The 22,392-nt window shown below is 39.2% G+C and carries 16 protein-coding genes; 9 read left to right on the forward strand and 7 right to left on the reverse strand.

Annotation, left to right across the window (positions count from 1 at the left end; all coding sequences use genetic code 11):
• The first annotated feature begins 19 nt into the window (after window positions 1-19).
• Window positions 20-688: an epimerase gene (locus JL001_RS18620; RefSeq protein ID WP_200978919.1), complete on the forward strand. Its 669-nt coding sequence runs from the start codon at window positions 20-22 to the stop codon at window positions 686-688.
• Between the two features lie 64 nt (window positions 689-752).
• On the opposite strand, the gene ppsA is transcribed toward JL001_RS18620, so the two are convergent.
• Window positions 753-3,191, reverse strand: coding sequence for a phosphoenolpyruvate synthase (gene ppsA, locus JL001_RS18625; protein WP_200978921.1), 2,439 nt, complete (start codon window positions 3,189-3,191; stop codon window positions 753-755).
• A gap of 706 nt (window positions 3,192-3,897) precedes the next feature.
• Between ppsA and JL001_RS18630 the strand changes: the two genes are divergently transcribed.
• Window positions 3,898-4,128: a hypothetical protein gene (locus JL001_RS18630; protein ID WP_200978923.1), complete on the forward strand. Its 231-nt coding sequence runs from the start codon at window positions 3,898-3,900 to the stop codon at window positions 4,126-4,128.
• An 18-nt stretch (window positions 4,129-4,146) separates the two neighbouring features.
• On the opposite strand, the gene JL001_RS18635 is transcribed toward JL001_RS18630, so the two are convergent.
• Window positions 4,147-5,496: a DUF5690 family protein gene (locus tag JL001_RS18635; protein WP_236252893.1), complete on the reverse strand. Its 1,350-nt coding sequence runs from the start codon at window positions 5,494-5,496 to the stop codon at window positions 4,147-4,149.
• Window positions 5,497-5,941: 445 nt separating this feature from the next.
• On the opposite strand from JL001_RS18635, the gene JL001_RS18640 reads away from it, so the two are divergent.
• Both JL001_RS18640 and JL001_RS18645 read left to right on the forward strand, forming a co-directional pair.
• The gene (locus JL001_RS18640; protein WP_236252894.1) at window positions 5,942-6,766 is read left to right on the forward strand and encodes an alkaline phosphatase family protein; all 825 of its coding nucleotides are present in this window, start codon (window positions 5,942-5,944) and stop codon (window positions 6,764-6,766) included.
• A gap of 13 nt (window positions 6,767-6,779) precedes the next feature.
• Window positions 6,780-7,754, forward strand: a complete 975-nt coding sequence (locus JL001_RS18645) for a metallophosphoesterase (RefSeq protein ID WP_200978936.1) — start codon at window positions 6,780-6,782, stop codon at window positions 7,752-7,754.
• Window positions 7,755-8,091: 337 nt separating this feature from the next.
• Here JL001_RS18645 and JL001_RS18650 read toward each other — a convergent pair whose 3' ends face one another.
• Together JL001_RS18650 and JL001_RS18655 are read right to left on the reverse strand one after the other, a co-directional pair.
• Window positions 8,092-8,361 carry a PQQ-binding-like beta-propeller repeat protein gene (locus JL001_RS18650; protein WP_370567412.1) on the reverse strand — a complete coding sequence of 90 codons (270 nt, stop codon included), beginning with the start codon at window positions 8,359-8,361 and terminating at the stop codon, window positions 8,092-8,094.
• Complete coding sequence (locus JL001_RS18655; RefSeq protein WP_200978940.1) at window positions 8,337-9,632, reverse strand: DUF5690 family protein; 1,296 nt, start codon at window positions 9,630-9,632, stop codon at window positions 8,337-8,339. The genes JL001_RS18650 and JL001_RS18655 overlap by 25 nt, the downstream gene beginning before the upstream one ends.
• A gap of 236 nt (window positions 9,633-9,868) precedes the next feature.
• On the opposite strand from JL001_RS18655, the gene JL001_RS18660 reads away from it, so the two are divergent.
• Window positions 9,869-10,453 carry a helix-turn-helix domain-containing protein gene (locus JL001_RS18660; RefSeq protein ID WP_192010372.1) on the forward strand — a complete coding sequence of 195 codons (585 nt, stop codon included), beginning with the start codon at window positions 9,869-9,871 and terminating at the stop codon, window positions 10,451-10,453.
• Window positions 10,454-10,462: 9 nt separating this feature from the next.
• Window positions 10,463-11,536: a zinc-binding dehydrogenase gene (locus JL001_RS18665; RefSeq protein ID WP_200978942.1), complete on the forward strand. Its 1,074-nt coding sequence runs from the start codon at window positions 10,463-10,465 to the stop codon at window positions 11,534-11,536.
• Between the two features lie 21 nt (window positions 11,537-11,557).
• On the opposite strand, the gene JL001_RS18670 is transcribed toward JL001_RS18665, so the two are convergent.
• Both JL001_RS18670 and JL001_RS18675 read right to left on the reverse strand, forming a co-directional pair.
• Complete coding sequence (locus JL001_RS18670) at window positions 11,558-13,534, reverse strand: GDSL-type esterase/lipase family protein (RefSeq protein WP_200978944.1); 1,977 nt, start codon at window positions 13,532-13,534, stop codon at window positions 11,558-11,560.
• Between the two features lie 61 nt (window positions 13,535-13,595).
• The gene (locus JL001_RS18675) at window positions 13,596-15,839 is read right to left on the reverse strand and encodes an alpha-L-fucosidase (protein ID WP_200978947.1); all 2,244 of its coding nucleotides are present in this window, start codon (window positions 15,837-15,839) and stop codon (window positions 13,596-13,598) included.
• 206 nt (window positions 15,840-16,045) lie between these two features.
• Here JL001_RS18675 and JL001_RS18680 point away from each other — a divergent pair, with 206 nt between their 5' ends.
• The 3 genes from JL001_RS18680 to JL001_RS18690 all read left to right on the forward strand — a co-directional run bounded on the left by JL001_RS18680 (window position 16,046) and on the right by JL001_RS18690 (window position 19,769).
• Window positions 16,046-16,597, forward strand: a complete 552-nt coding sequence (locus tag JL001_RS18680; protein ID WP_200978949.1) for a hypothetical protein — start codon at window positions 16,046-16,048, stop codon at window positions 16,595-16,597.
• Between the two features lie 12 nt (window positions 16,598-16,609).
• Window positions 16,610-18,178, forward strand: coding sequence for an arylsulfatase (locus JL001_RS18685; RefSeq protein ID WP_236252895.1), 1,569 nt, complete (start codon window positions 16,610-16,612; stop codon window positions 18,176-18,178).
• 73 nt (window positions 18,179-18,251) lie between these two features.
• Entirely contained in the window at window positions 18,252-19,769 is a 1,518-nt protein-coding gene (locus JL001_RS18690) for a sulfatase (RefSeq protein WP_200978951.1), read from the forward strand.
• A gap of 94 nt (window positions 19,770-19,863) precedes the next feature.
• On the opposite strand, the gene JL001_RS18695 is transcribed toward JL001_RS18690, so the two are convergent.
• Window positions 19,864-22,143 (reverse strand): glycoside hydrolase family 2 protein, encoded by a 2,280-nt coding sequence (locus JL001_RS18695; protein WP_200978952.1) that lies wholly within the window; start codon window positions 22,141-22,143, stop codon window positions 19,864-19,866.
• Window positions 22,144-22,392: the final 249 nt, after the last annotated feature.

Genomic DNA, 22,392 nt, shown 5'->3' on the forward strand with positions numbered 1-22,392 from the left:
TAATTATTACCAAAGAATAATGAACATAAAAGCAATTATTACAGGATCAACCGGCATGGTGGGTCGTGCCGTACTTCTTGAATGTCTTGACCACCCTAGTGTAGTACAAATCTTGGTCATCAATAGAACTCCGCTCGGGATCACCCACCCCAAACTCAAAGAAATAGTTCTTGAGGGTTTTTATGACCTTAGTCAAATTGAAGAGGAGCTTAAAGGATACAATGCCTGCTTTTATTGCTTAGGAACCTCTGCTTTGGGCATGAATAAAGAAGACTACACCAAAGTTACTTATCAAATGACCAAGGTCTTTGCAGACACCTTACATCGACTCAACCCGGAAAGTATTTTCAATTATGTTTCTGGCGCAGGAACGGATAGTTCTGAAAGTGGACGCATGATGTGGGCCAGAGTGAAAGGTAAAACAGAAAACATGATCTTGAACCATGGATTTAAAGATGCCTATGCATTTAGGCCAGGTGTCATTTTGCCCGAAAAAGGGATCCAATCCAAAACAGGTTGGTACAACACCATGTATGCTATCACCAAACCCTTATTTCCTTTTCTAAAGAAATTATCATCAGTGACCACGACCACCAATGTAGGTAAAGCCATGATTGAAGTTAGCCTCTACCCATACCCTAAAAAAATCCTTGAGAACAAATATATTAATGATATAGCTAAAAGTTAGTTACATCAAAAACGGGAGTTAAAATCTCCCGCTTTTTATTGTACTGAAGAAATGCTTGATTTATTTAAACTGCCTTTTTGCTTTCTGCTTGGTAAACGGCCTGAATGGTTTTGGAAATAGCATCAGGAGTAATGCTGATGGTATCAATCCCTTCTTTTACCAAGAAATCCGTAAACTCCGGAAAATCGGAAGCACCTTGACCACAAAGCCCCACCTTTACGTTATTTCTTTTTGCAGCAGCAATAAGCATCCTGATCATAGTCTTCACGGCTTGGTGCTTTTCATCATACAAATGAGCCACCAAAGAAGAGTCACGGTCTATGCCCAATGTGAGCTGGGTCAAATCATTGGAGCCAATGGAAAACCCATCAATATGTTTGGCAAATTCATCCGCAAGGATGATATTGGAAGGAACCTCTGCCATCATATAGACCTTTAGATTATTTTTCTTCTGTTCCAAGCCTTGCTTCTTCATCACTGCTTTGACTTTCACCAATTCCTCCACAGTACGACAAAAAGGAATCATTAAGATCACATTATCCAAACCCATCCCTTCCCTGACCTTTTTGATTGCCTGGCACTCCAAGCTAAAGGCAGGCTTAAATTTCTCTGAATAATAACGGGAGGCACCTCTCCAGCCAATCATAGGATTTTCTTCCACTGGCTCAAAATAATTCCCTCCAAATAGGTTAAAGTACTCATTGCTCTTGAAGTCTGAGAACCTCACCACAACCGGTTGCGGATAAAATGCAGCTGCTATTTTTGCAATCCCAAAAGAAAGCTTCTCAATAAAATAATCCTCCTCTGAATCATAAGCACTGATTAGTTGGTATATTTTTTCCGAAAGTTTCTCATCATTCATTTCCCGATGGTTTAGCAGGGCTAGAGGGTGAACTTTAATATAATTATTGATGATAAACTCCAACCTGGCCAAGCCAACCCCGCTGTGCGGATATTGGGCATACTTGAATGCACTGGATGGCGAACCAATGTTAAACATAACAGGGGTACTCACTTTAGGGAGGCTTTCCAAATCCAAAATTTCCTCCCTGTAATTCAGGTGCCCTTTATACACTTTACCTACTTCCCCTTCTGCACAAGAAACAGTTACCGTCAGGTTAGGTGTCAATATTTCCGTAGCATTTCCACAACCCACAATTGCTGGCACCCCTAACTCCCTGGCCACAATTGCTGCATGGCAGGTTCTACCTCCTTTATTGGTAATAATGCCAGAAACCTTTTTCATCACTGGCTCCCAGTCGGGATCGGTCATATCTGTTACCAACACATCTCCCCGCTTCACCTTATGAATCAAATCATGGCATTCATCATGTTCACCTACTACAAACACTTTTCCGGCTGCAATCCCATCACCCACTGCAATTCCTTTAAGCAATACCCTGGAGCTATCTTCTTTTTCATCTAAATGGAATAGCTTAACATCTGAATGCTTTTTAGAGGAATGGATGGTCTCTGGCCTTGATTGAACTATGAATAATTCTCCACTTTGTCCATCCAAGGCCCATTCCACATCCATAGGACACCATCTATTGTGCACCGCACTATAGTGATCTTCTATCACGCATACCCACTTGGCCAACTGTAGGATATGTTCATCATTTAAACAGAATTTTCTTTGTCTCTCAGGACCAACCGGGCAAACCTCTACCCTCTTTCCTGACGCCGTAGAGTAAACCATTTGTTTATCCTTCGATCCCAATTGCTTTTCTATAATCGCAGGAAAGCCGGCTTTAAGTTTAGGTTTATGGACCAAAAATTCATCCGGTTTTACAGCTCCTTGCACCACCATTTCCCCTAATCCATAGGATCCATTGATCATGACCACATCTTTAAAGCCCGATTCAGTATCCAAAGAAAATGCAACACCTGATGCACCCAAATCAGATCTCACCATTTTTTGAACACAAACAGCAATCCCCACTTTTAGGTCGTGATAGTTGCGCTTTCGCCTATAGCTAATGGCTCTTTCAGTAAACAGAGAAGCAAAGCATTTTTTAATACTTAAAATCAGGTCTTCTACCCCTCTTACATTTAAATAGGTATCCTGCTGGCCTGCAAATGAAGCATCTGGCAAGTCTTCAGCGGTAGCAGATGACCTTACAGCCACATCGGCCATTTCAACCCCATATGTAGAGGACAAATTGAAGTAAGCTTCTTCAATAATCCCCTGCAAAGTAGCTGACATAGTCGCTTCTGAGATCGTCTTTCTGATCAATTGCGCTTTTTGACCTAATGAGATCAAATCATCCACATCAATAGTCGCTAATATCAACTCTATCTCTTCTCTGATATTTCCTTCTTCCAAAAATTGATAGTAAGCATCTACAGTAACAATAAAACCTTCCGGTACCTTCACGCCTTTTTCAGTCAGGTTTTTTAACATCTCACCAAGGGAAGCATTCTTGCCCCCTACTTTTTGGATGTCTTTGATACCCACTGAACTTAACAATTTAACTAGAGAACTATCAATTAGAGATTTCATATAGCTTTATTTTGATGATACTCTATAAATTTCACGAAAACGATTGAAAAACACTAACCATTAATTAACAATTTTACACACTTAATTGACATTTATTAACAAATACATAATAATAAACATATATATTAAATTTTTTATAAAAAATAATAGACTTTACTGATAATGGTAATGCTAAAAAATAGACAAAGTATCTGATCTACTAGAATTACATTTTCAAGAGTTTTACCTGAACCCACAATTCTTGGATAGTCGTGCTTCTTTTTGGATAGTAAAATGTGACAAATATAAAAATGAACTAAAAAATGGTATGAGTTAATTCCCCATTCATCACTACACTTTAAAGGTTATCTAATACCAAAATCACCGCCCTTTTGTTACGCTTGGCTGGTAAATGAGAAAAAGTGATTTAACTCTCCAATATTGAATCAAATAAATTCCTTTTAAATATTGTTTTCATTATATTTTAGTAATCAATTTAATAAAAAAGCAAATCCAGTTTATTGATTATATTATCTAAGAATTTTAATAACAAAAAATATCAGTAATACTTTCAATAATACTAAAACATATACGTTTACTAGATTTAAAAATAATCTATAAACAATAAATTCAGCATGAGCTCCACCATAAACTAAAAATACCCCAATTACGGTATATTTATCAGGGATAGATTTAGGATATTTAACTTCTAATACTTTAATCAAACATGAAAAATCGCTTTTACGTAAATTCTATGGCCTACTCAGATGGATACCATGAAGTCCACCACGAAAAATGTCAGTTATTACCCAATGCCAATCAGCAATTATTTCTGGGTTATTTTGAAAACTTCAATGAAGCTATTGGTAAATCAAAAAGAATTTACCCATTATCCATGGGTTGCCAATTCTGCTGTAAAAAGAAACACGACTCCAAGCAGGGAATCTTCGAACTATAAACAGTTTCAAACTTTAATTTATGAGCCACTTTCTAAAGCTGTCAAATAATTTTGGCTCTTCCGCACCACTCCTCTACTATTTATCCTTCTGAAATGATTCATGGCAATAACAAGAAACAGCAAGCCAAAAATGGCCACACCATAACTAAAGTTTACCAATAGATGATGCCAGTTTAAATCTTGCATGAAAAAAGATTTATACATCAACAAAGAGACGCTCCCTAGATAACCAATTGAATCACAGATATAGATAAAGAAACCAGCATTGGCCCTGAATTTATACAAAGCCAACATCCTATCGAAAAAAACTGTCTGAATGGGTGTATAAGCCATGAATAGGCCAATCCCTAAAAAGACCATCCAGTAAAAAGGAGATAATACGCCAGCTTCATAGAGATAAGTGGAAAGACCCAGACCGAAAAGTCCTATTGCCACCAAAGCTGAGGTAGCCCAAAAACCAATTTTATTATTTTTAATTAATGACAATAGACCAATCAATACCAATACCGTTACTCCTGATATCAATTCTGTAATTGATAAGACACTTTTTTCCCAATCAGGATCGATTTCATTCCAGATTTCCACAGAAAAATTATCCCTAAAGTCTCTCATGGTCAAGAGCAGTGCATAAATAAGTACCATCCCTATCATTCCAAAACTGAAAAACCGGAACGTCTTGACCTTCCTACTCCTATCCATGGGAATCCGTTCTGTCCGCAATGTAACATCCTCTTCTGTAGGAGCCGGAATCACGGATAGCATCCAGACAAATACAATAAACAAAGGCAAAAACAAAGCTCCAATGGTAAAAGGCATCCAAAATTCCGGTATCCAGGGAAACCATTCCAACACTTGTAAGTAAATGGTTTTCAAGAGTCCTGAGGCAATAATCACACTGATGCTCAAGCCAAACACCAAGACTTCAGTAAACTTCCTTCCTTCCAAGAAACTAAAAACGATTCCCCACACCATTCCCAGGGGCAGGCCATTAAAAAACAGAAACACAAAATTATATGGATAAGGCACCAAGCCAAAACCTAAAAGCGTCAGTTCGGCAAACAGAATCAATCCGATGATCAATCTAATTCTTTGACTGGGCTTCAATTCAGAAATTACTTTGATCCCAGTAAATTTTGAAATCATATACCCTAACACTTGCGCTATGATCAAAATCGACTTGTAATCCATTCCCCATAAGTACATCCCTTCATATAGTCCCGTTATAAAAGGCTTCCTAAAAGCATACATGCTAAAGTAAGCTCCAAAGGAAGCCACTATGCACCATGCTATAAATAGAAACCTATTTTTGGTCAGTAGGGTGTTTTGGACATGGTTTCGCATTTGCTTAAAGTTTAATTTGGTACTCATGGGGTATTTCTAAAGCAACTCCCTACATCTTAGAGAACTTGCAAATAAAAAGGAAACGGATACCTTACAATAATTTCGAAATTAAATGAAATAAATAAATTATTTAAAACAAACGGATATTTTTTTCTTAAAAAGAAATTTAATGAAACTATTTAATATAAACAGAACCTCTTATAGATTGACTTAAACACATAAAAACAACTTATTTTCAAGTTATTAAATATAATATAACTTTCATTTAACAAACGATAGTTTTTCTTATTTAGAAATTTTAATACCTTTACAATCGTGATATTTTTCTTTTTAAGAAAAATTAGTTGTTATTTTATAATTGTTACATAAACCATCCATGAATTATAAAGCCCAAAGTTTTCTTTTGATATGTTTCGCACTAGTTCTATCTATTAGTTGTAAACAAAATGTTCCTGTCGCCAAACGCGTGGTAATGATTGGACTTGACGGATTTAGTTTGGAAGGCTACCAAACCGCAAAGCACCCAAATATAGATGCACTGTTTGAAGATGGAGTTATCTCCACATCTACAAGAACAGTAATGCCCTCTGTTACCATACCCAACTGGACCAGCCATCTCACAGGAGGTGGGCCAGAGCAGCACGGTGTATTTGGCAATGGATGGGAAAAGGATGAGCACCCTTTGGATCCTCAGGAAATGGATGCAGAAGGCTACTACCCTTCCATTTTCAAAATAGTGAAAGATAATATCCCCACTATCAAAACGGGATTTTATTGGAACTGGAAAAGCTTGATCAAACCATTTAATGAAAAGTATCTTGATGAGGTAAAGTTTGAGGAGAATGATGAATATACCCAAAATTATCAGTCAGCTCTGGATTTTCTGATTGAGCACAAAGATGCTCCAACATTGGTTTTTTTATACTCTGTTCATGTAGATCATGCTGGACATAGTCATCAATGGATGTCGCCGGAATACATCACAGCGATAGAAGAGGTGGATGTAAAGATTGGAGAATTTATTGAAAAGCTTAAAGCTAAAGATCTGTATGATGACACGCACTTTCTGCTCTTCACTGATCATGGAGGAATAGGAAATGGGCACGGCGGGACTAGTGAACAAGAAATGATTGTACCCTGGATGATTACTGGTCCTGGAATTAAAAAGGACGGACAATTGAAATCCCCCAATTCAAATGCCAATACGGCCGCGGTTGTCGCCAGCTTATTTGGCATCAATCAAACCCCAGCATCATGGATTGGAAAGGTTCCTTCAGGAATATTCATGGAGAAATAAGACAATAAAGAAGATGGACAGAAAAGAATTTATAAAAATAGGAGCCTTGGGCACACTGGCAATGTCTTTCAGCCCTTTGGCTTTCTCAGCTGAGAGAAAAGAAAAGAAGATTCGCTTTGGGATCATTACTGATCTTCACTATGACATCATGCATGATGGACAAGAAAGAATCTCAGCCTTTATCAATAAAATGAATGATGACCAACCAGATTTCATCATTCAATTGGGAGACTTTTGTGTCCCTAAACCAGAGAACCAATCATTAATGGATACTTGGAACAAATTCCAAGGAGAGAAGCACCATGTAATCGGCAACCACGATACTGATGGAGGCTTCAACAGAGATCAAGTAGTTGAATTCTGGGATGCAAAAGCGAAGTATTACTCCTTTGACAAAAACGGGTTCCATTTCGTTGTATTAGACGGCAATGAACATAACGAAAGCCCAAATCGCCCAAAAGGCTATGCCCGTTACATTTCACCAGATCAGCTAGAGTGGCTGGAAAAAGATCTTAGCCAAACCTCTTTACCCACCATTGTTTTTTGCCATCAAGGACTGGACAATGAAATGGCCGGGATAGAAAATGGCATGCCTGTGAGGTACACTTTGGAAAAAGCCAATAAAGAAGCTGGATTCCAAAAAGTCATCCTCGTTCTTTCAGGCCACCATCATCAAGATTATTATAACCACATCAATGATATCCATTATGTGCAAATCAATAGCGCAAGCTATTACTGGTTGGGCGACAAGTATAAGACAATAAGGTATTCCAAAGAGGTAGATGAAACCAATCCTTGGATAAAATACACCGCGCCCTATAAAGACCCGCTATGGGCCATGGTAGAAATTTCACAGAAAGGAAAAATTTTTGTAGAAGGTAGGAAAACAAGTTGGGTAGGCCCAAGTCCTGAAAAGATGGAGATCCCATCCAATCAGGGGATCTACCCAATTGTTTCCGAAATTTCCAATAGGGATTTAAAAATTTAGATAGTTATCTGCATAGTTTGAAAAGCCGCAGCCTTTGGCTGTTGCTTTTCTTTTCGTTCCACGCGTCTTTATGAGTAGAAATAAGTACTACTCCAAAACTGAACGATCATGAATTCTACCCCAATCTTAATCACCTTTCTTGCCCTATTTATTTTATTTGTTTTCTTAAGTATATATGCCGCATTCAAAAATCTAGGCTATCTAGCCTTTCTATCGGGCATAATCATCACCCATATCTACAACTTTATTATAAAAAAAATATAAAATACCAGATAACTGGTCCTACAAGAGTCCCAACCATCTGGTATTTTCAGCTATCTTAATTGATTTTAAACATTCATTCAGGTTTAAAGAAGTAAATATTTCCAGCAAAATCGCAGATATAGAATCCTTCAGGAGAAACAGCTGGACTTGTCATCACCGGTGTTCCTAAGCTATTTTTCCAAAGCAGCTTTCCACTATCGGCATCTATTACATACACTTTGCCATCCATCGCTCCAAAAATCAATTGATCGTTTACCAAAACTGGGCTGCTTTCTAAACTCTGTTCTTGATTTTGAAAATAAGAAGGAGTATAAAAAATTAAACTTCCACTGTTCCTTTGTATAACTTTTTCAACTTTAGTTTAACCACTTGGCCATTCATCATCAAAATGGAAAGTCCTACCATGAAGATGACAAGCCCTCCTCCTATCAAATTCAATCGTGTGAAGAAATTGATCCAAGAGTAATGGAAATCTGCAGTTTCCTTAAAAATCATAATTCCCACACTGGCCATATACCCAAATGCATCTGCTATATAAAACAGGTAGCCCACTGTACCTTTGTATCTCAATACTGCCAGAAACCGTTCAAAAAGTAAACAGTGAAATAAGATATAGGGCAAGTAAACACTGAAACCAGAACTAATCATCCAAAATACCGGTCCGACTAGGTCCTTGCTAAATAAAAATGTGGATACGATCATCAATATTCCGCTCAGCAGGGTCAAGAATAGCCCCCAGTTAAAGGCCTTTTGATTGCTCAATATCAAAATTCCCAATGCAGATATCACCAAAACAACAACTGCAATTGGTACTTCTGTCAATGTGATCAGTTCGGGCTGCCCAGAAAGGCCTAATTCAGCCCAGAACTCTACAATAAAATTGTCCCTAAAGTCCCTTACAACTGTCAAGACAACATAAATAAGTACAAGCCCCACAAAAGCAAATCCATGTTTTTTCAAGAAGTCTTTCCGATCAGCCTTTTTCATAGGAACTCTTTCGGTCCGAAGTTCCTTATCATCCTCTGATGGGGCTTTGCTCTTACTCAGTACAAAAGCGGCCAAAACGAATAGAGGAAAATAAATCAATCCCGTCCAAAAAGGCATGGTCATTTCACTCACCTCAAAAGCTTGCATCAGCCAAAGACCAGTCGTTTTGATCAAACCGGTTGAAAAAATAAATGTAGCGCTCAATCCCGCTACCAATAATTCTGAATTTTTCCTTCCTTCCAGGTAGACCAGAACCAATCCAAATATCATCCCTAATGGCAGGCCATTCAAAAACATGGCCACTGGCTTCAAGCCTACTGGCACATAGGCAAAAGCAAGCAACATCAACAAGCCAAACCCTACCAAACCCACAAGAGCTCCAAAACGCTTATAAGCCGGTAGTTCGGAAACCACCTTGATACCAATAAACTTGGACAACATATAACCTAACACTTGGCTGATAATCAGAAGAGTCTTGAAATGGAAGTCATTTATCACCTCCAACCCCTCATATTGCCCTGCCAAAAAAGACTTTCTTACTGCATACATTCCCGTGTAGGCCATAAACGCAGTAGCTATCAATATAATATCAGTCTTGGTTATGGATACTTTATTCAGTTTGACCATAAGGATTATTTTCTTTTCAAGTAAAAACCGATCTGGTTTTGAAGAAACATATTTTCTTCAAATGTAAGTCTAAATGGCTAGTCCCTGCTAAAATCTGTATTATGAAAGCGTTAATATTTCATTAACGGAAATTTATTTTCATATTAAGAAAATTATTTCGATCTTTCGGTCTCAATAATATTTTCATATTAAGAAAAACAAACGTACTTTCACATAGTTAAAAGCACATAAATACTATGGAAAATTCTGAATACTTAACCACTTGGATAGGATCTAAACTTAAAGATATCCGTAAATCCCACAATTTAAAACTGGGCGAGCTGGCTGATAAAACCGGAATCAGCATAGCCATGCTAAGTAAAATAGAAAACGGCAGGGTCTTTCCTACTCTTCCTTCCTTGATTCAGGTATTGAACACTTTGGATGTGGACCTTAATGAGTTTTTTGCTGACCTAAAAGGTGATAAAGAATTTCCAGGGTATTTGTTGAAAAAGCGAAAAGACTATAAATCCATTAAAAAGGAAGAGGAATCCATTGGGTTTGACTACGAATTGATCCTTAACCACAAAATAGAACGCTCTTCGATGGAAATATCTCTTTTAACCATCAAAAGTGGCTCCCAAAGAGACCAAGTTTCGACTGATGGTTTTGAATACATCTATGTAATTAAGGGAAATCTTCAATACGAATTGGGCGAAAACACTTTCGAACTGGAAGAAGGAGACTCACTTTTCTTTAATGGCAATATTCCCCATCTACCTGTCAATAACAAAAAATCAGATGCCATTCTTTTGGTGATCTACTTTATAGAACTTAGATAAAACCATATCATGAAAAAAGAAGCTGTAGCGAAGGTCTTTATAGAAGCGAAAACTCCATTTTCCAACACAACTATCGCCCTACCTACTTTAGCAGAAGGAGAAATATTGGTCAGCACCAGCTATGCCACCATTTGCGCCAGTGATCTGCACACCTATTACGGTAGAAGACATTCTTGCAGCCACAGTATCTTAGGACATGAAATCGTTGGAATCATTGAAAATATTGCTGATGGAGGTGTAAAAGACTACTTTGGAGCACCCCTCAAAATTGGCGATAAAATCACCTGGTCAGTTTATGCCCATGACCCAGGTTCTAAAAATGCTCAAAAAGGTTATCCTCAAAAGTCTGAAGGCCTTTACAAATATGGCCATGAGCAAATGAATGAGGACTATCAGCTTAATGGAGGTTTTTCCACCCACTGCCATTTACGGAAAGGAACCACTATTTTTAGACTCCCCGACACCTTGAACAATGCAGAAGCTGCCCCTTTAAACTGCACCCATGCCACCGTTGCTGGGGCAATGAGGCTTGCAGGGGATTTGACCGGCAAAAATGTTTTGATCAATGGTGTGGGAATGCTTGGGCTTTCTGCATGCGCCATGGCCAAAGAATTTGGTGCTGAGAACGTCTGGGTCCAGGACATTAGTCAAGAAAAAATAAAAAAAGCCAATTTGTTCGGAGCTGATCATGCCTTTATTTACAAAAGTGAAAACGTCAAGCCATTTACAAAAAGTAAAGGTGATATTGATGTGATCATTGAAACATCTGGTATTCCTGAGGCAGTCGAAAGCTGCATCCAACTACTGGGCATAGGAGGCACCCTTGTTTTGGTTGGTTCCGTATTTCCTCAGAGAGACCTGAACATCAACGCTGAATACCTGGTGAGAAACCTGTTAACGATTAAAGGCCTACACAACTATATTCCTGAAGACCTGGCCACTGCTATCGACTTCTTGGAAAAGGCCCACAAGAAATATCCTTTTGAAAGTCTAGTGGGCATTGATTACCCTCTGGCAGAATTGGACAAGGCTTTTGAAACTGGCAATAAGGGAATTTACTACAGGGTGGGTATTAAGCCTTGATTCTTTTTCTCCACCAAAGAGCTAATCCAATCCATTGACAAAAAAGTACCGGATCCGAACGGCATTTCCTGAGCTGTTCGGATTTTTATCTTCTATCACTTTCAGCTCCAGTTTATGTTCTTCTGATTCCAAATCAATGGCCAGTAGATAATACCATGGCAAATGCAGGTGAGCACTCCACTGGGTAAACAAGTCTTGCGTTTTCCATTCACCATTATCGATTCGATAAGCAATCTTACCAGCATCCTGTCCTGCAGCTACAGCTATCCCCACCGCATTTCCATTAAACTTGAATTTGAGCTTACTTTCTGGAGATTCACTGACCAGCATAGGAACATCCACATAGTTAGCTCTTGTACCGGTCTGATCAGTAGGTTTCCAAGCTTCTACGATTTGCCAGCCTTTTCCTATTTTGGCCTTAGAAATATCAACCAAAGACCCACGATCAAAAGCTGCTACATTTAGCATAGACAATGATTGATTGGCGGTAATTTTATCATCTTGATCCAAGTGTCCTCCATAAGCTGTCTTTAGCATATCAATCATTGAATGCGCATACACCCCCTGCCCAAATGGTGATGGGTGAAGGTTCTTAAAATCTTCTTCCCAAGTAAATTCCTTATTGGCAATCCTCTTTGTTACCTCTTCCGCCAAGTTCAAAGAAGGAAGACCATAATACTCGGCCACCCGCTCATGATTCTTGATCACCTCAGGAACCTCTCCCCTATTATAGGAACCTATTTTATCAGGATCTACAAAATGAAAAAGAACCATATCCGCTGCAGGATTCTCTTTTCTCAGATGACGGACAATCCCTTCCATAGCCAATTGCTGCTCTTGATCGGTCCTTCCATTGGTCGCATCATTTACCGCAGCTTCTTCAAACAACAGATCAATGGGGCCTGTGGAAAGCACATCCCGCTCTAGCCTAAAGGCTCCAGGAACGGATCCCATAGAAGGAATTCCCGCTGCAATAAATTCAAACTCGGTGTCCGGAAACCTTTCTTGCAAAAAATTCATCACACTATCTCTCCAGCCGGGATTATAAGTAATCGATCCTCCTAAAAACGCCACCCTTCCCTTTTTATCTCTTTCAAACTTGATCTGGGAATTTTTAAGCCCTCCTCTAATTTTGTAAAATGTTTTGGAAGATAGCTTTGCCTCCTTGACTGAGTGGTACTTGATAAAATCAGCCACCAAGCGAGGGCTTTCAATGTCAAAATGATGGCCATGTAACTTCTGTTCTCCTTGGGTACAAGGCACCACTGTGGCTGATCCTCCCAACCGAAGATAATTTTCTACTAGGATAAAAGTGTTCTCTTCAGGAGGTACCACTTGGTCTTCCAGCCCGATCATATGGAGTATTGGTACTTTATTCTTGGCCAACTCTTTCAAGCCATCAATTGGGTTGCCTTCATAACTATTAGCTTCTTCATCACTTGCAAATCCATAAGCCTCTTTTAATTTTTCCCAATCAGTTTCGCTACCCAACCCTTTGCCCTGTCCACCGGGCCAACTTTTAAAATCACAGACAGGTGCCTCGGCATAAATACAAGCCACTTTATCCGGATGCCTTTTTGCCCAACTATAGACAAATAATCCACCTCGGCTAATACCTGACAATGATGGTTTTTTGTTCAATCCATACTTTTTCGTCATCAGATCATAAACCTGATCCCAGACCTCCATAGCCTTGGGACTTCCAAATAAGTTGTCGGTATTGACGTATACCAAGTGAAATCCCTCAGCAACCAAAATACTATCCTGTTCTGTATGCCAATCAGGAAACCTGGCTCGCCACAACCAAGGCTTTCCCTCCAACTCAGATTTTGGGGCTACAATCCTTATGTCTCTTTCGCCTATTTTTAAGTTATACCTTTGAAAGCCTTTCCACTCAATGGTATCTATGGGAGCAATATCTTGGGCAGAAATGGATAAAGAAAAAAAGAATAAACAAAGAGCATATGCTAAAGTAAATGTTAAGGATCTGCTATTCATGGCGGTTATTTTGTTTAGAAAAATAATAAAGCCCCGTGAAAGTCTCACAGGGCCAAGTAATTTATTTCACCAAAATCCCAATCTCTGCAATAGCTGCATGTCCTTGCCCACCTGCTATTCTGGTTACTTCTAACTTTATATATCTTCCACTTACATGTGATTTGAAATAATGCCTCCTTTCAGATGGATCATTGATCAGATTTCCAAAGACAAAAGCCTCCGAAAATTCCCATAATTTCCCATCTTTAGAAACATAGAGCTTCCCTTCCTCAATCATCCCCTCTTTATCATTCAATGGTGGTGCATAGGTAAAGCCTGTAATATCAATAGTTTCACCTAGATCCAATACTAAACTTTGGCCAGAACTTCTATCCACATCTGTTTTCCAGTAGCTCTCAACATTCTCATCAAAGGCATTATTAGCTTCAAAACCTTTTGCAGCACTACTTGAGTTGACTACCTTCCAATTTTTCTTAACCTGACCAAATAGCTCCTCTGCTACAGCTCCCTCATCCTCTTTTCCATAAGCAACGGCCTTAATTGTACCATGATCAAATTCAAAGGGACCTCTATAGATTGCTGATTCCCTGATAGGGTCCGAACCATCCAAGGTATAATGGATGGACAAATCCCTATTCAGGTCCCCGGCAATATCCTGCTCATAGGTTTTCCATCCAAAATCCCCTTTTTGGGCATTGATACTTACTTTCCCTTCCAAATCCCTTACAATATCCAATTGAGGAGGCCTGGTTTCATAATAATAAGCCGCCACTTCGGAGATAGACACAGGCATCAACCTGGCCTTAGCTATCTTAATTCTAATCCTATCCGTTGTCACCGTAGCAAACCGCTGAATATTTTTGTAACCAATATTTTTACCTTTTGAAATTACTTTCCACTTTCCGTCAAGCCAAGCTTCCACTTCAAATTCAGCCACCCTTTCTCCGTGGGTTTGTATAGCTTCTTGAATCATCAATCGATTAAGTCGAATGGGTTTATCCAATTTGAATGATAGTTCATCACCATGCTCAGATAGTAAAACATAAGTATCCTGATCTTTATCCAATACTTTTTCGGGACCATGAGCACCAACCAAAAGACTTTTTCCATAAGTGCTCTTAATCCTACTACCCACTTCTTTTAACACCTCCACATCACGCTTACCAAACTTTCCTTCTCTATTAGGGGGAATATTCAGTAAGAAAATGGAATTGCCACCAACTGATCGCTCATAGATATCAAAGACATCGTCTGCACTCCTTACTCCCTGCTCATCATCATTCCTGTAAAACCAACCTTCCCTAATGGAGGTATTGGTTTCTGCCGGTTGGTAATGTAGGTAATTGGCCGTGTGGAGCTTTTCCAAACTGGCCACATCCTCTCCAGTAATGTCAGCAAATCGATTCATTTGATTAGGATCTTCATCATAAGGAATCACATTCCATTCAATGGCTCTAGTTTTACCTGATTCATTACCGCACCAGCGGATATCCTGACGACCAAAAATCACTGCTTGAGGAGCCAGCTTGCGAATCAACTCTTTCCAAGCAGCATAATCATAAGTTTGGCCTCCTTTACGTTTGGGGTGTGCTCCATCAAACCACACTTCATCAATTCGCCCATATTCAGTAAGCAATTCAAAAAGCTGATTGAGGAAATACTCATTATAGTCATCCACTACAAAATCGAAGCTTGTCTTATTTTCAAAAGGTCTTCCTTCAACTATTCTAGGAATTGTTCTTTTTGTTTTCTTACTCAGGTTACCGTATAACCCTTCAGGACTCTCAATTTGATAGAGATCAGCTGGTGAGAGGTAAACCCCTAACTTCAACCCATATTTTTTGCAAGAAGCTGACAAGTCCTCAAGAATATCACCCTTTCCATCTCTAAAACCTGTGGACATAATACCATGCTTGGTATACCTTGACTGCCAAAGCACAAAACCATCATGGTGTTTCACGGTGAGAATTACCTTGCTCATTCCAGCAGCCTTCATGGCTTGGCACCATTGATCCGTATCCAATTCCTTCAGGTCAAAAACTGCTGGATCCTCAAATCCTGAACCCCATTCTTTTGCAGTAAACGTGTTGGGACCAAAGTGGACAAACGCAATAAACTCATCTCTTAAAGCCTGGTACTGATTTTCAGTAGGTATTACGTGTGCAGCTTTGATCCTAATGCTATCAAATGAATCGTCATTATCGATGGCAATAGTTGAAGAAAAGGGAATATCCTGGGCATTTGATTTTTGTGAATACGGAAGGCAAAACAATGCCAAGCACGCTATGACTAATTTATATCTCATCTCTTATTTGAAAAACGTACATATAATAAGTAAAACTATTTTCCTATAAAGAAAATAAAACTAATCACTTTAAGCAAGAAATAAAATCAAAACGAAACCAAAAGAAAGTTTATAAATTCAGTATTATATCTATATATTAATTTCAATACCTTATATTTGACTTTAACAATCATAAAATTTTTCTCAAAAAGAAAAAAAACACTTTAATGTCAGCTCACCTTCTCATTTCCTCTATTGTAATGCTGGTCATGCTGTTCTCCCAATGGAGAAGGTCCGTGCGAAAAATCAGTACATTTAATAAAAGTAGTGTATGGCTAATATTTCTGCTTATCCCCTTAAGTTTTCCGGGCATTGCAGTCATTTCCCAATATCTATTTGAAGGGTTTGGCGAGAATATACTTTGGTATATTTTATTAAGTCCCGTGCTGATTGCTGGAAATTTCTATCTCTTTTGGAAAGTCAAAAATACTCATTCCCGGCCTATGCTTATCTGCTATGCCTTGATTCTGATCATTATGATTTATTGGTTTATTATTGGAATAAGCCAAAGTGCTAGAGAACATGGCCCAACACCTACTTTACCAGAAAACAAAACACTCCTTATTTATTGTATATCGATCCACATTGCTTTGCTCAGTCTCTTAGGAATTCAATATAACAGAACAAAGGCTGATCATAAATTGACACCCAAGATGGCCATGTATTTAGTTTCTATCTTATACATTGTCTCTTTGTTATTTACATTTCGTCTCTTATAACCTGATAAAATAATGACACTCAACCAAAAACTTAATCTTTCAATACTGCTATTCCTTCCTGTTATGACAGGTCTTTTACTTTTCACAAGCTGTAAACCTGCAGAAGATAAAGCCGAAGCAGTCGCTAAAAAGCCCAATATCATTTATATCCTAGCTGACGACCTAGGCTATGCCGAATTGGGCAGCTTTGGTCAGAGCCTCATCGAAACTCCCAATTTGGATGCGTTGGCACAAAGTGGCATGCGTTTCACCAATCATTATGCGGGTGCTCCTGTATGTGCTCCTTCTCGCTGTGTGCTATTGACAGGTAAACATACCGGAAATGCCTATGTCCGGTCCAATGATGAATGGACTTCCAGAGGCGATGTTTGGAATTATGAAATGGCAGTGAATAACCCAGAACTAGAAGGTCAGCGTCCCTTACCAGCTTCAGAGGTTACCATAGGTAATATTTTGCAAAAAGCAGGATACAAAACAGGAATAGTTGGAAAATGGGGTTTGGGCGCTCCCTTATCCGATGGCATTCCCAATAAGCGGGGCTTTGATTTCTTCTATGGCTACAATTGTCAACGCCAAGCGCACAACCTTTATCCTAAGCATTTGTGGAAAAATGGTGAAAAAGTGTGGTTGGATAATGAATTGGTAGCTCCAAATACTAAAATTGACAAAGGTGCTGATCCCAAAGAGTTGAGCAGTTATGATAAGTTTTTCCAAAATGATTATGCGCCAGCCATGATGCAGAAAGAAGCTTTGAGCTTTATTGAGAGTAGTCAGGACCAGCCTTTCTTTTTGTATTATGCCACTCCCCTTACCCATGCTCCACTTCAGGTTCCTCAAAAATACATCGACAAGTATGTAAAGAAATTTGGAGATGAAGAGCCCTATTTAGGTCAAGGTGGCTATTTCCCAAATCGCTACCCTAAAGCAGCCTATGCCGCTATGGTAAGTTACTTAGACGATCAAGTTGGAGAGTTAATTGCTAAATTGAAAGAGACCGGACAGTACGAAAACACTTTGATTATTTTCTCTTCAGACAATGGCCCTACCTATAATGATGGTACTAATTCCCCTTATTTTGATAGTGCCAAACCTTTTAAAAGCGAATATGGCTGGGGTAAAGGTTTTGTCCATGAAGGAGGAATCCGTGTGCCCATGATTGCTGTTTGGGAAAACAAAATCAAAGCAGGAACTAGCAGTGATTTGATTTCTGCTTTTTGGGATGTAATGCCGACCTTAGCCGAGGTAGCAGGAACATCCACTCCTGAGCATACTGATGGCATCAGCTTCCTTCCTGAATTATTGGGTAAAGGAGATCAACAAAAACATGATTTTCTTTATTGGGAATTCCCGGCATATGATGGACAACAAGCTGTCAGAATGGGCAAATGGAAAGGGATACGAAAAGATATCCTAAAAGACAATATGGAAATCGAATTGTATGACCTAAATGCAGATCCACAGGAACAACATGATATCGCTGATAAAAACCCTGAAGTAGTAGCCAAGATCAAAGCTATTATGCAAGAAGAACATCATGTTGCCAAAACAGAAAAATTTCAAATGCCTCAACTGGGGGACTAAAGAAAGGATATAATTATATTCGCCAAATCAACAAGTGACTAACAGTAAACAAAAATCATTTTACCCAATTTAAATGAATAAAACTAAAGTAGCCAAAGCTTTAAAACTCATTTTAGCTTTATCCATCGCCAACATATTGCTCACCTCTTGCAATAAACAAGAGGATAAACCTTCTAAGCCCAATATCATCCTTATTGTGACAGATGATCAAGGCTATGCAGACCTGAGTGCCTACAAGCATGTCTCTCATCTCTGCAAAACCCCCAATATGGATAGGATTGCCCAAAATGGCATTTTGTTTGACAATGCCTACGTAACTGCTCCGGTATGCAGCCCATCTCGCGCTGCCATCAATACCGGTCAATACCAGGAAAAATGGGATCCAAAAATGTTCTGGTCACCAGGACTTCCTCAGAATGTCCCCACCATTGCTGAAACACTCAAGGAAGCAGGCTATAAAACAGCCAAAGTGGGTAAAAGTGATTTTGGCACTAATTATCATAATCCTGCTGTCAGGGAATTTCCCAACCAACATGGCTATGATTCTTTCGTCGGATTTAGTGCCCATGCCCACGATTACTTCCTGATGGACGAAAAAACTGAAAAAAGCACACCTGATCCATATGGCTCCAGTGCTTCTTTAGGGAGGATCTTCGTGGACAGTGTTAAGACAAGTTTTGAAAATACCTACTCCACTGAATTGTTTACCGATAAGGCCATTGACTTTATCGAAAATCAAGGTGACCAGCCTTTCTTCTTGGACTTATCCTACAACGCCGTGCACCATTTGATCCATGAAGTACCGGATGAGTACCTCGAAAAATGGGATGTCAAGAAAGTAGCCAACTATGACAGCAGTTACGGAAATTATAAGGACTATTATTGGGACTATACGCAAGTAGGCAAAGGCAAAATTTCCGATGAAGAAATGAGAAAGTACTTTTTGGCCAACCTTAACTGTCTGGATGATAATATCGGTCGTTTATTGGATGCTTTGGAGGCTAATGGAAAATTTGATAACACCATGATCATCCTGGTTTCTGATAATGGTGGAGAACCTTTAGCCGGTGCCAACAACCTTCCGCTTTCCGGAAGCAAATACACCATGCATGAAGGGGGAATCAAAGTGCCTATGATTCTTTCCTGGCCAAATAGACTGCCTAAAGAAAAGTTGTACCCACACAGGGTTTCTACCCTGGATATCTTTCCTACTTTCTTGGAAGCGGCAGGCCTAAACATGGAAGACAAGCAAGAACTGGATGGCAGCAGTTTAATTACTCCGGTCACTAATGACGTCCCTACTTTATCGGCATCAGCCCCTTTATATTTCCAGTTTGGTAATCAATGGGCCATTATTGATCAAAATTGGAAGTTGGTTTTAGCGGAAGATTATAATCCTGAAAACAGACCAATCACTTCCCAAATCCAACTTGGATCAAACCCTGGTGTAGTGGCGCTATATGATCTTTCCAAAGATCCAGGTGAAAGAAACAACCTGATTCATGAACATGAAGCAAAAGCCAAGGCTTTGAAGACCAAGCATCACGATTGGATCAATAGCATGGCGGCCAACTATGGCCAATATGAATAAGAATAGCACCAAAAAAATTGCTGAGCGCTGAATAAATAAAACCACCATTATCCACGATGAGATAATGGTGGTTTTATTCTTAAAAAAGTTTCATTTAATTCCCTTGAACCCTATCCAAAACTACTTTTGACAATGACTTTGAACCTGTAGCTATGGACAATCCAGCATCTACATATTGACCGCCAATGTGTTGTTTACAATGAATGGCCATCACATTTTCACCTTTTGACTGAAGCGCTTTTTTAGCTTCATCAGTAATTTCCACATTCACATACCCAGTCGTAAAACCTTCAAGCTCGGCAGCCAGAACCCCATTAATGTAAACCATGCATTCATCATCGTGGTGTATTCTTAAACGGAGGTTCTCTTGATCGATTTTTGAGATGTCTCCCAATTCAAATTCCCTTCTCAACCAAATATCATCGGAGTTCCAATTAGTACCATTTCTGGCACCAGGCGTTCCTTTTGATCCAAATCCTGCTATACCTCTTTCCCAAGCATTTGAATTAAAGTCAGCTTTCATCCAGCCTTGAGCAGGCTGAGAAGTGGTATAATGCCAATAAATATTATCGGTTTCAGCCGTAGATACCAATGAGTAGATGTAAAGGTCATCATTGATCAGTTGCTGATTGGCTTTGGCGATTTTTTCAGCATCCACTTTTAAGATTCTATCATAGGTCATGATGCCATTAAGCTCAATCTCCACATCTGTTATTTCAGTATATACCGCGGCACTTAATCCTTGATTGGTCTTAAACTCAGTTAGCATCCTTGTAAAATCAGTATACATTTCCATGTACTCCTCTTCATCTTTCACCGAAACATATTGCATCAGGTCATCTGGGTTCCAAATGTGGTCTCCCAGTTGATATCCAATGCCGCCGTACTCACCACAAGCTGTTGCTCTAAAATAACTTTCAGGAGCCACGGGTGGTGGATAGCTATGAAGGTCATAAACATCACCAGTTTCTCTATCTCCTCCTCCACTTGCTTCGTTCACCAACCTGAAAGGATCTAGGCCTTTCACCATGGAAACATATTCTTTGGTATCGTGCTGGGCTTGACTTTCGTTGAACACCACCCACATCACGATACTTGGTGAATTCCAATGAGTCTCCACCATACTTATCAATTCTTTGGTAAAGGCTTCCTTGTTGGGTTCTGGAGCTCTGTGTGTGTATGAATTAGGAGAAGGCATATCCTGCCAAACCATCAGTCCCAGTTTATCACACCAATAATACCAACGCTGTGGCTCTACCTTAATATGCTTTCTGGTCATATTAAAACCAAGCTTCTTGGTCATTTCCAAATCGTACTTCAACGCTTCATCAGTAGGTGCTGTATAAAGTCCATCAGGCCAATAACCCTGATCCAAAGGTCCCATTTGAAAAGTAAATTCATTATTGAGAAATATGCGCTGCCTATCTCCTACTTGCTCCACAGAAATCTTGCGCATACCAAAATAAGTATCAACTCTATCCACAATTTTGTCTCCCTCTTTCAGGGTAATGGTCATGTCATACAAAAATGGATTATCGGGAGACCATAGTTTTTGATTGGGGATTTTTATGGCAGTTGGTGCCATGTTCTCTTGCTCTACCTTGGCTATAAGCTTATTGCCATCACGCACTTCAGCAGTATAGGACAACCTTGCTCCACCTTTGGTCAAAACAGTTAAATTCAGCTCAGCCTGATCTATATCTGGCACCATTTTAAATTGGTCAATGTGTAATTCGGGTACGGGCTCCAACCATACCGTCTGCCAAATCCCTGTCACGGAAGTATACATGATCCCTTCTGGATTAAGGGTCTGTTTGCCTCTTGGATAGCCTTCTTTTACCGTAGGGTCATAGACTTTCACCGTAATGGTTTGCTTGCCTTTTGTCAAGAAATCGGTTATATCAAAGGAAAAAGGATCATAGCCTCCTTGGTGCTTGCCAACAGATTTGTCATTGATAAACACTTCACATATATAATCTACCGCACCAAAATTCAAATGAATTCTTTGACCGTTCCAATTATTGGGAATTTCAAACTCCCTGCGGTACCAAATTCTTTCATGTGACTCCATAACACCGGAAAGAGCTGACTCCACTGCAAATGGGACTAAAATTTGACTGGACAGCTTTCCTTTTGGGTAAGGTTCATTTTCCCAGGTCCCCGGTTGATATTGCCATAGCCCATTCAAATTCATCCATTCATTACGGACCATTTGCGGCCTTGGGTATTCAGGCAAAACATTTTCTGGACTTACGTCATTGGCAAATTTAGTCATCAATGGGGCCTCTTTTGGACTCCATTGTTGGGCTTTCACTTCCAGCCCTCCCATGATCAATCCCAAAGATAATAGCCCTAAAAGCTTACTTCTAATCATTAGTTTAAGGTTAATTTATAAAATGGTATTATTGTTCATTGTCTGATTTATTTCAAGCGTTTCTTATACATAAGAAACCATAAGTGTTGAAATAAGATTATAGGACTCAAAACTAAGTAAGAAGTAACTTGGACTGTTATTACTAATCCATCAAAAAAATAACAAAAATCCTTCTCGATCATCCTATAAGACGATTTTGGATGAATTATCAAGTTAAAAATGACATTTATTATGTAGCCTATCTGGGTA

Source organism: Echinicola sp. 20G, assembly GCF_015533855.1.
Classification (GTDB): Bacteria; Bacteroidota; Bacteroidia; order Cytophagales; family Cyclobacteriaceae; genus Echinicola.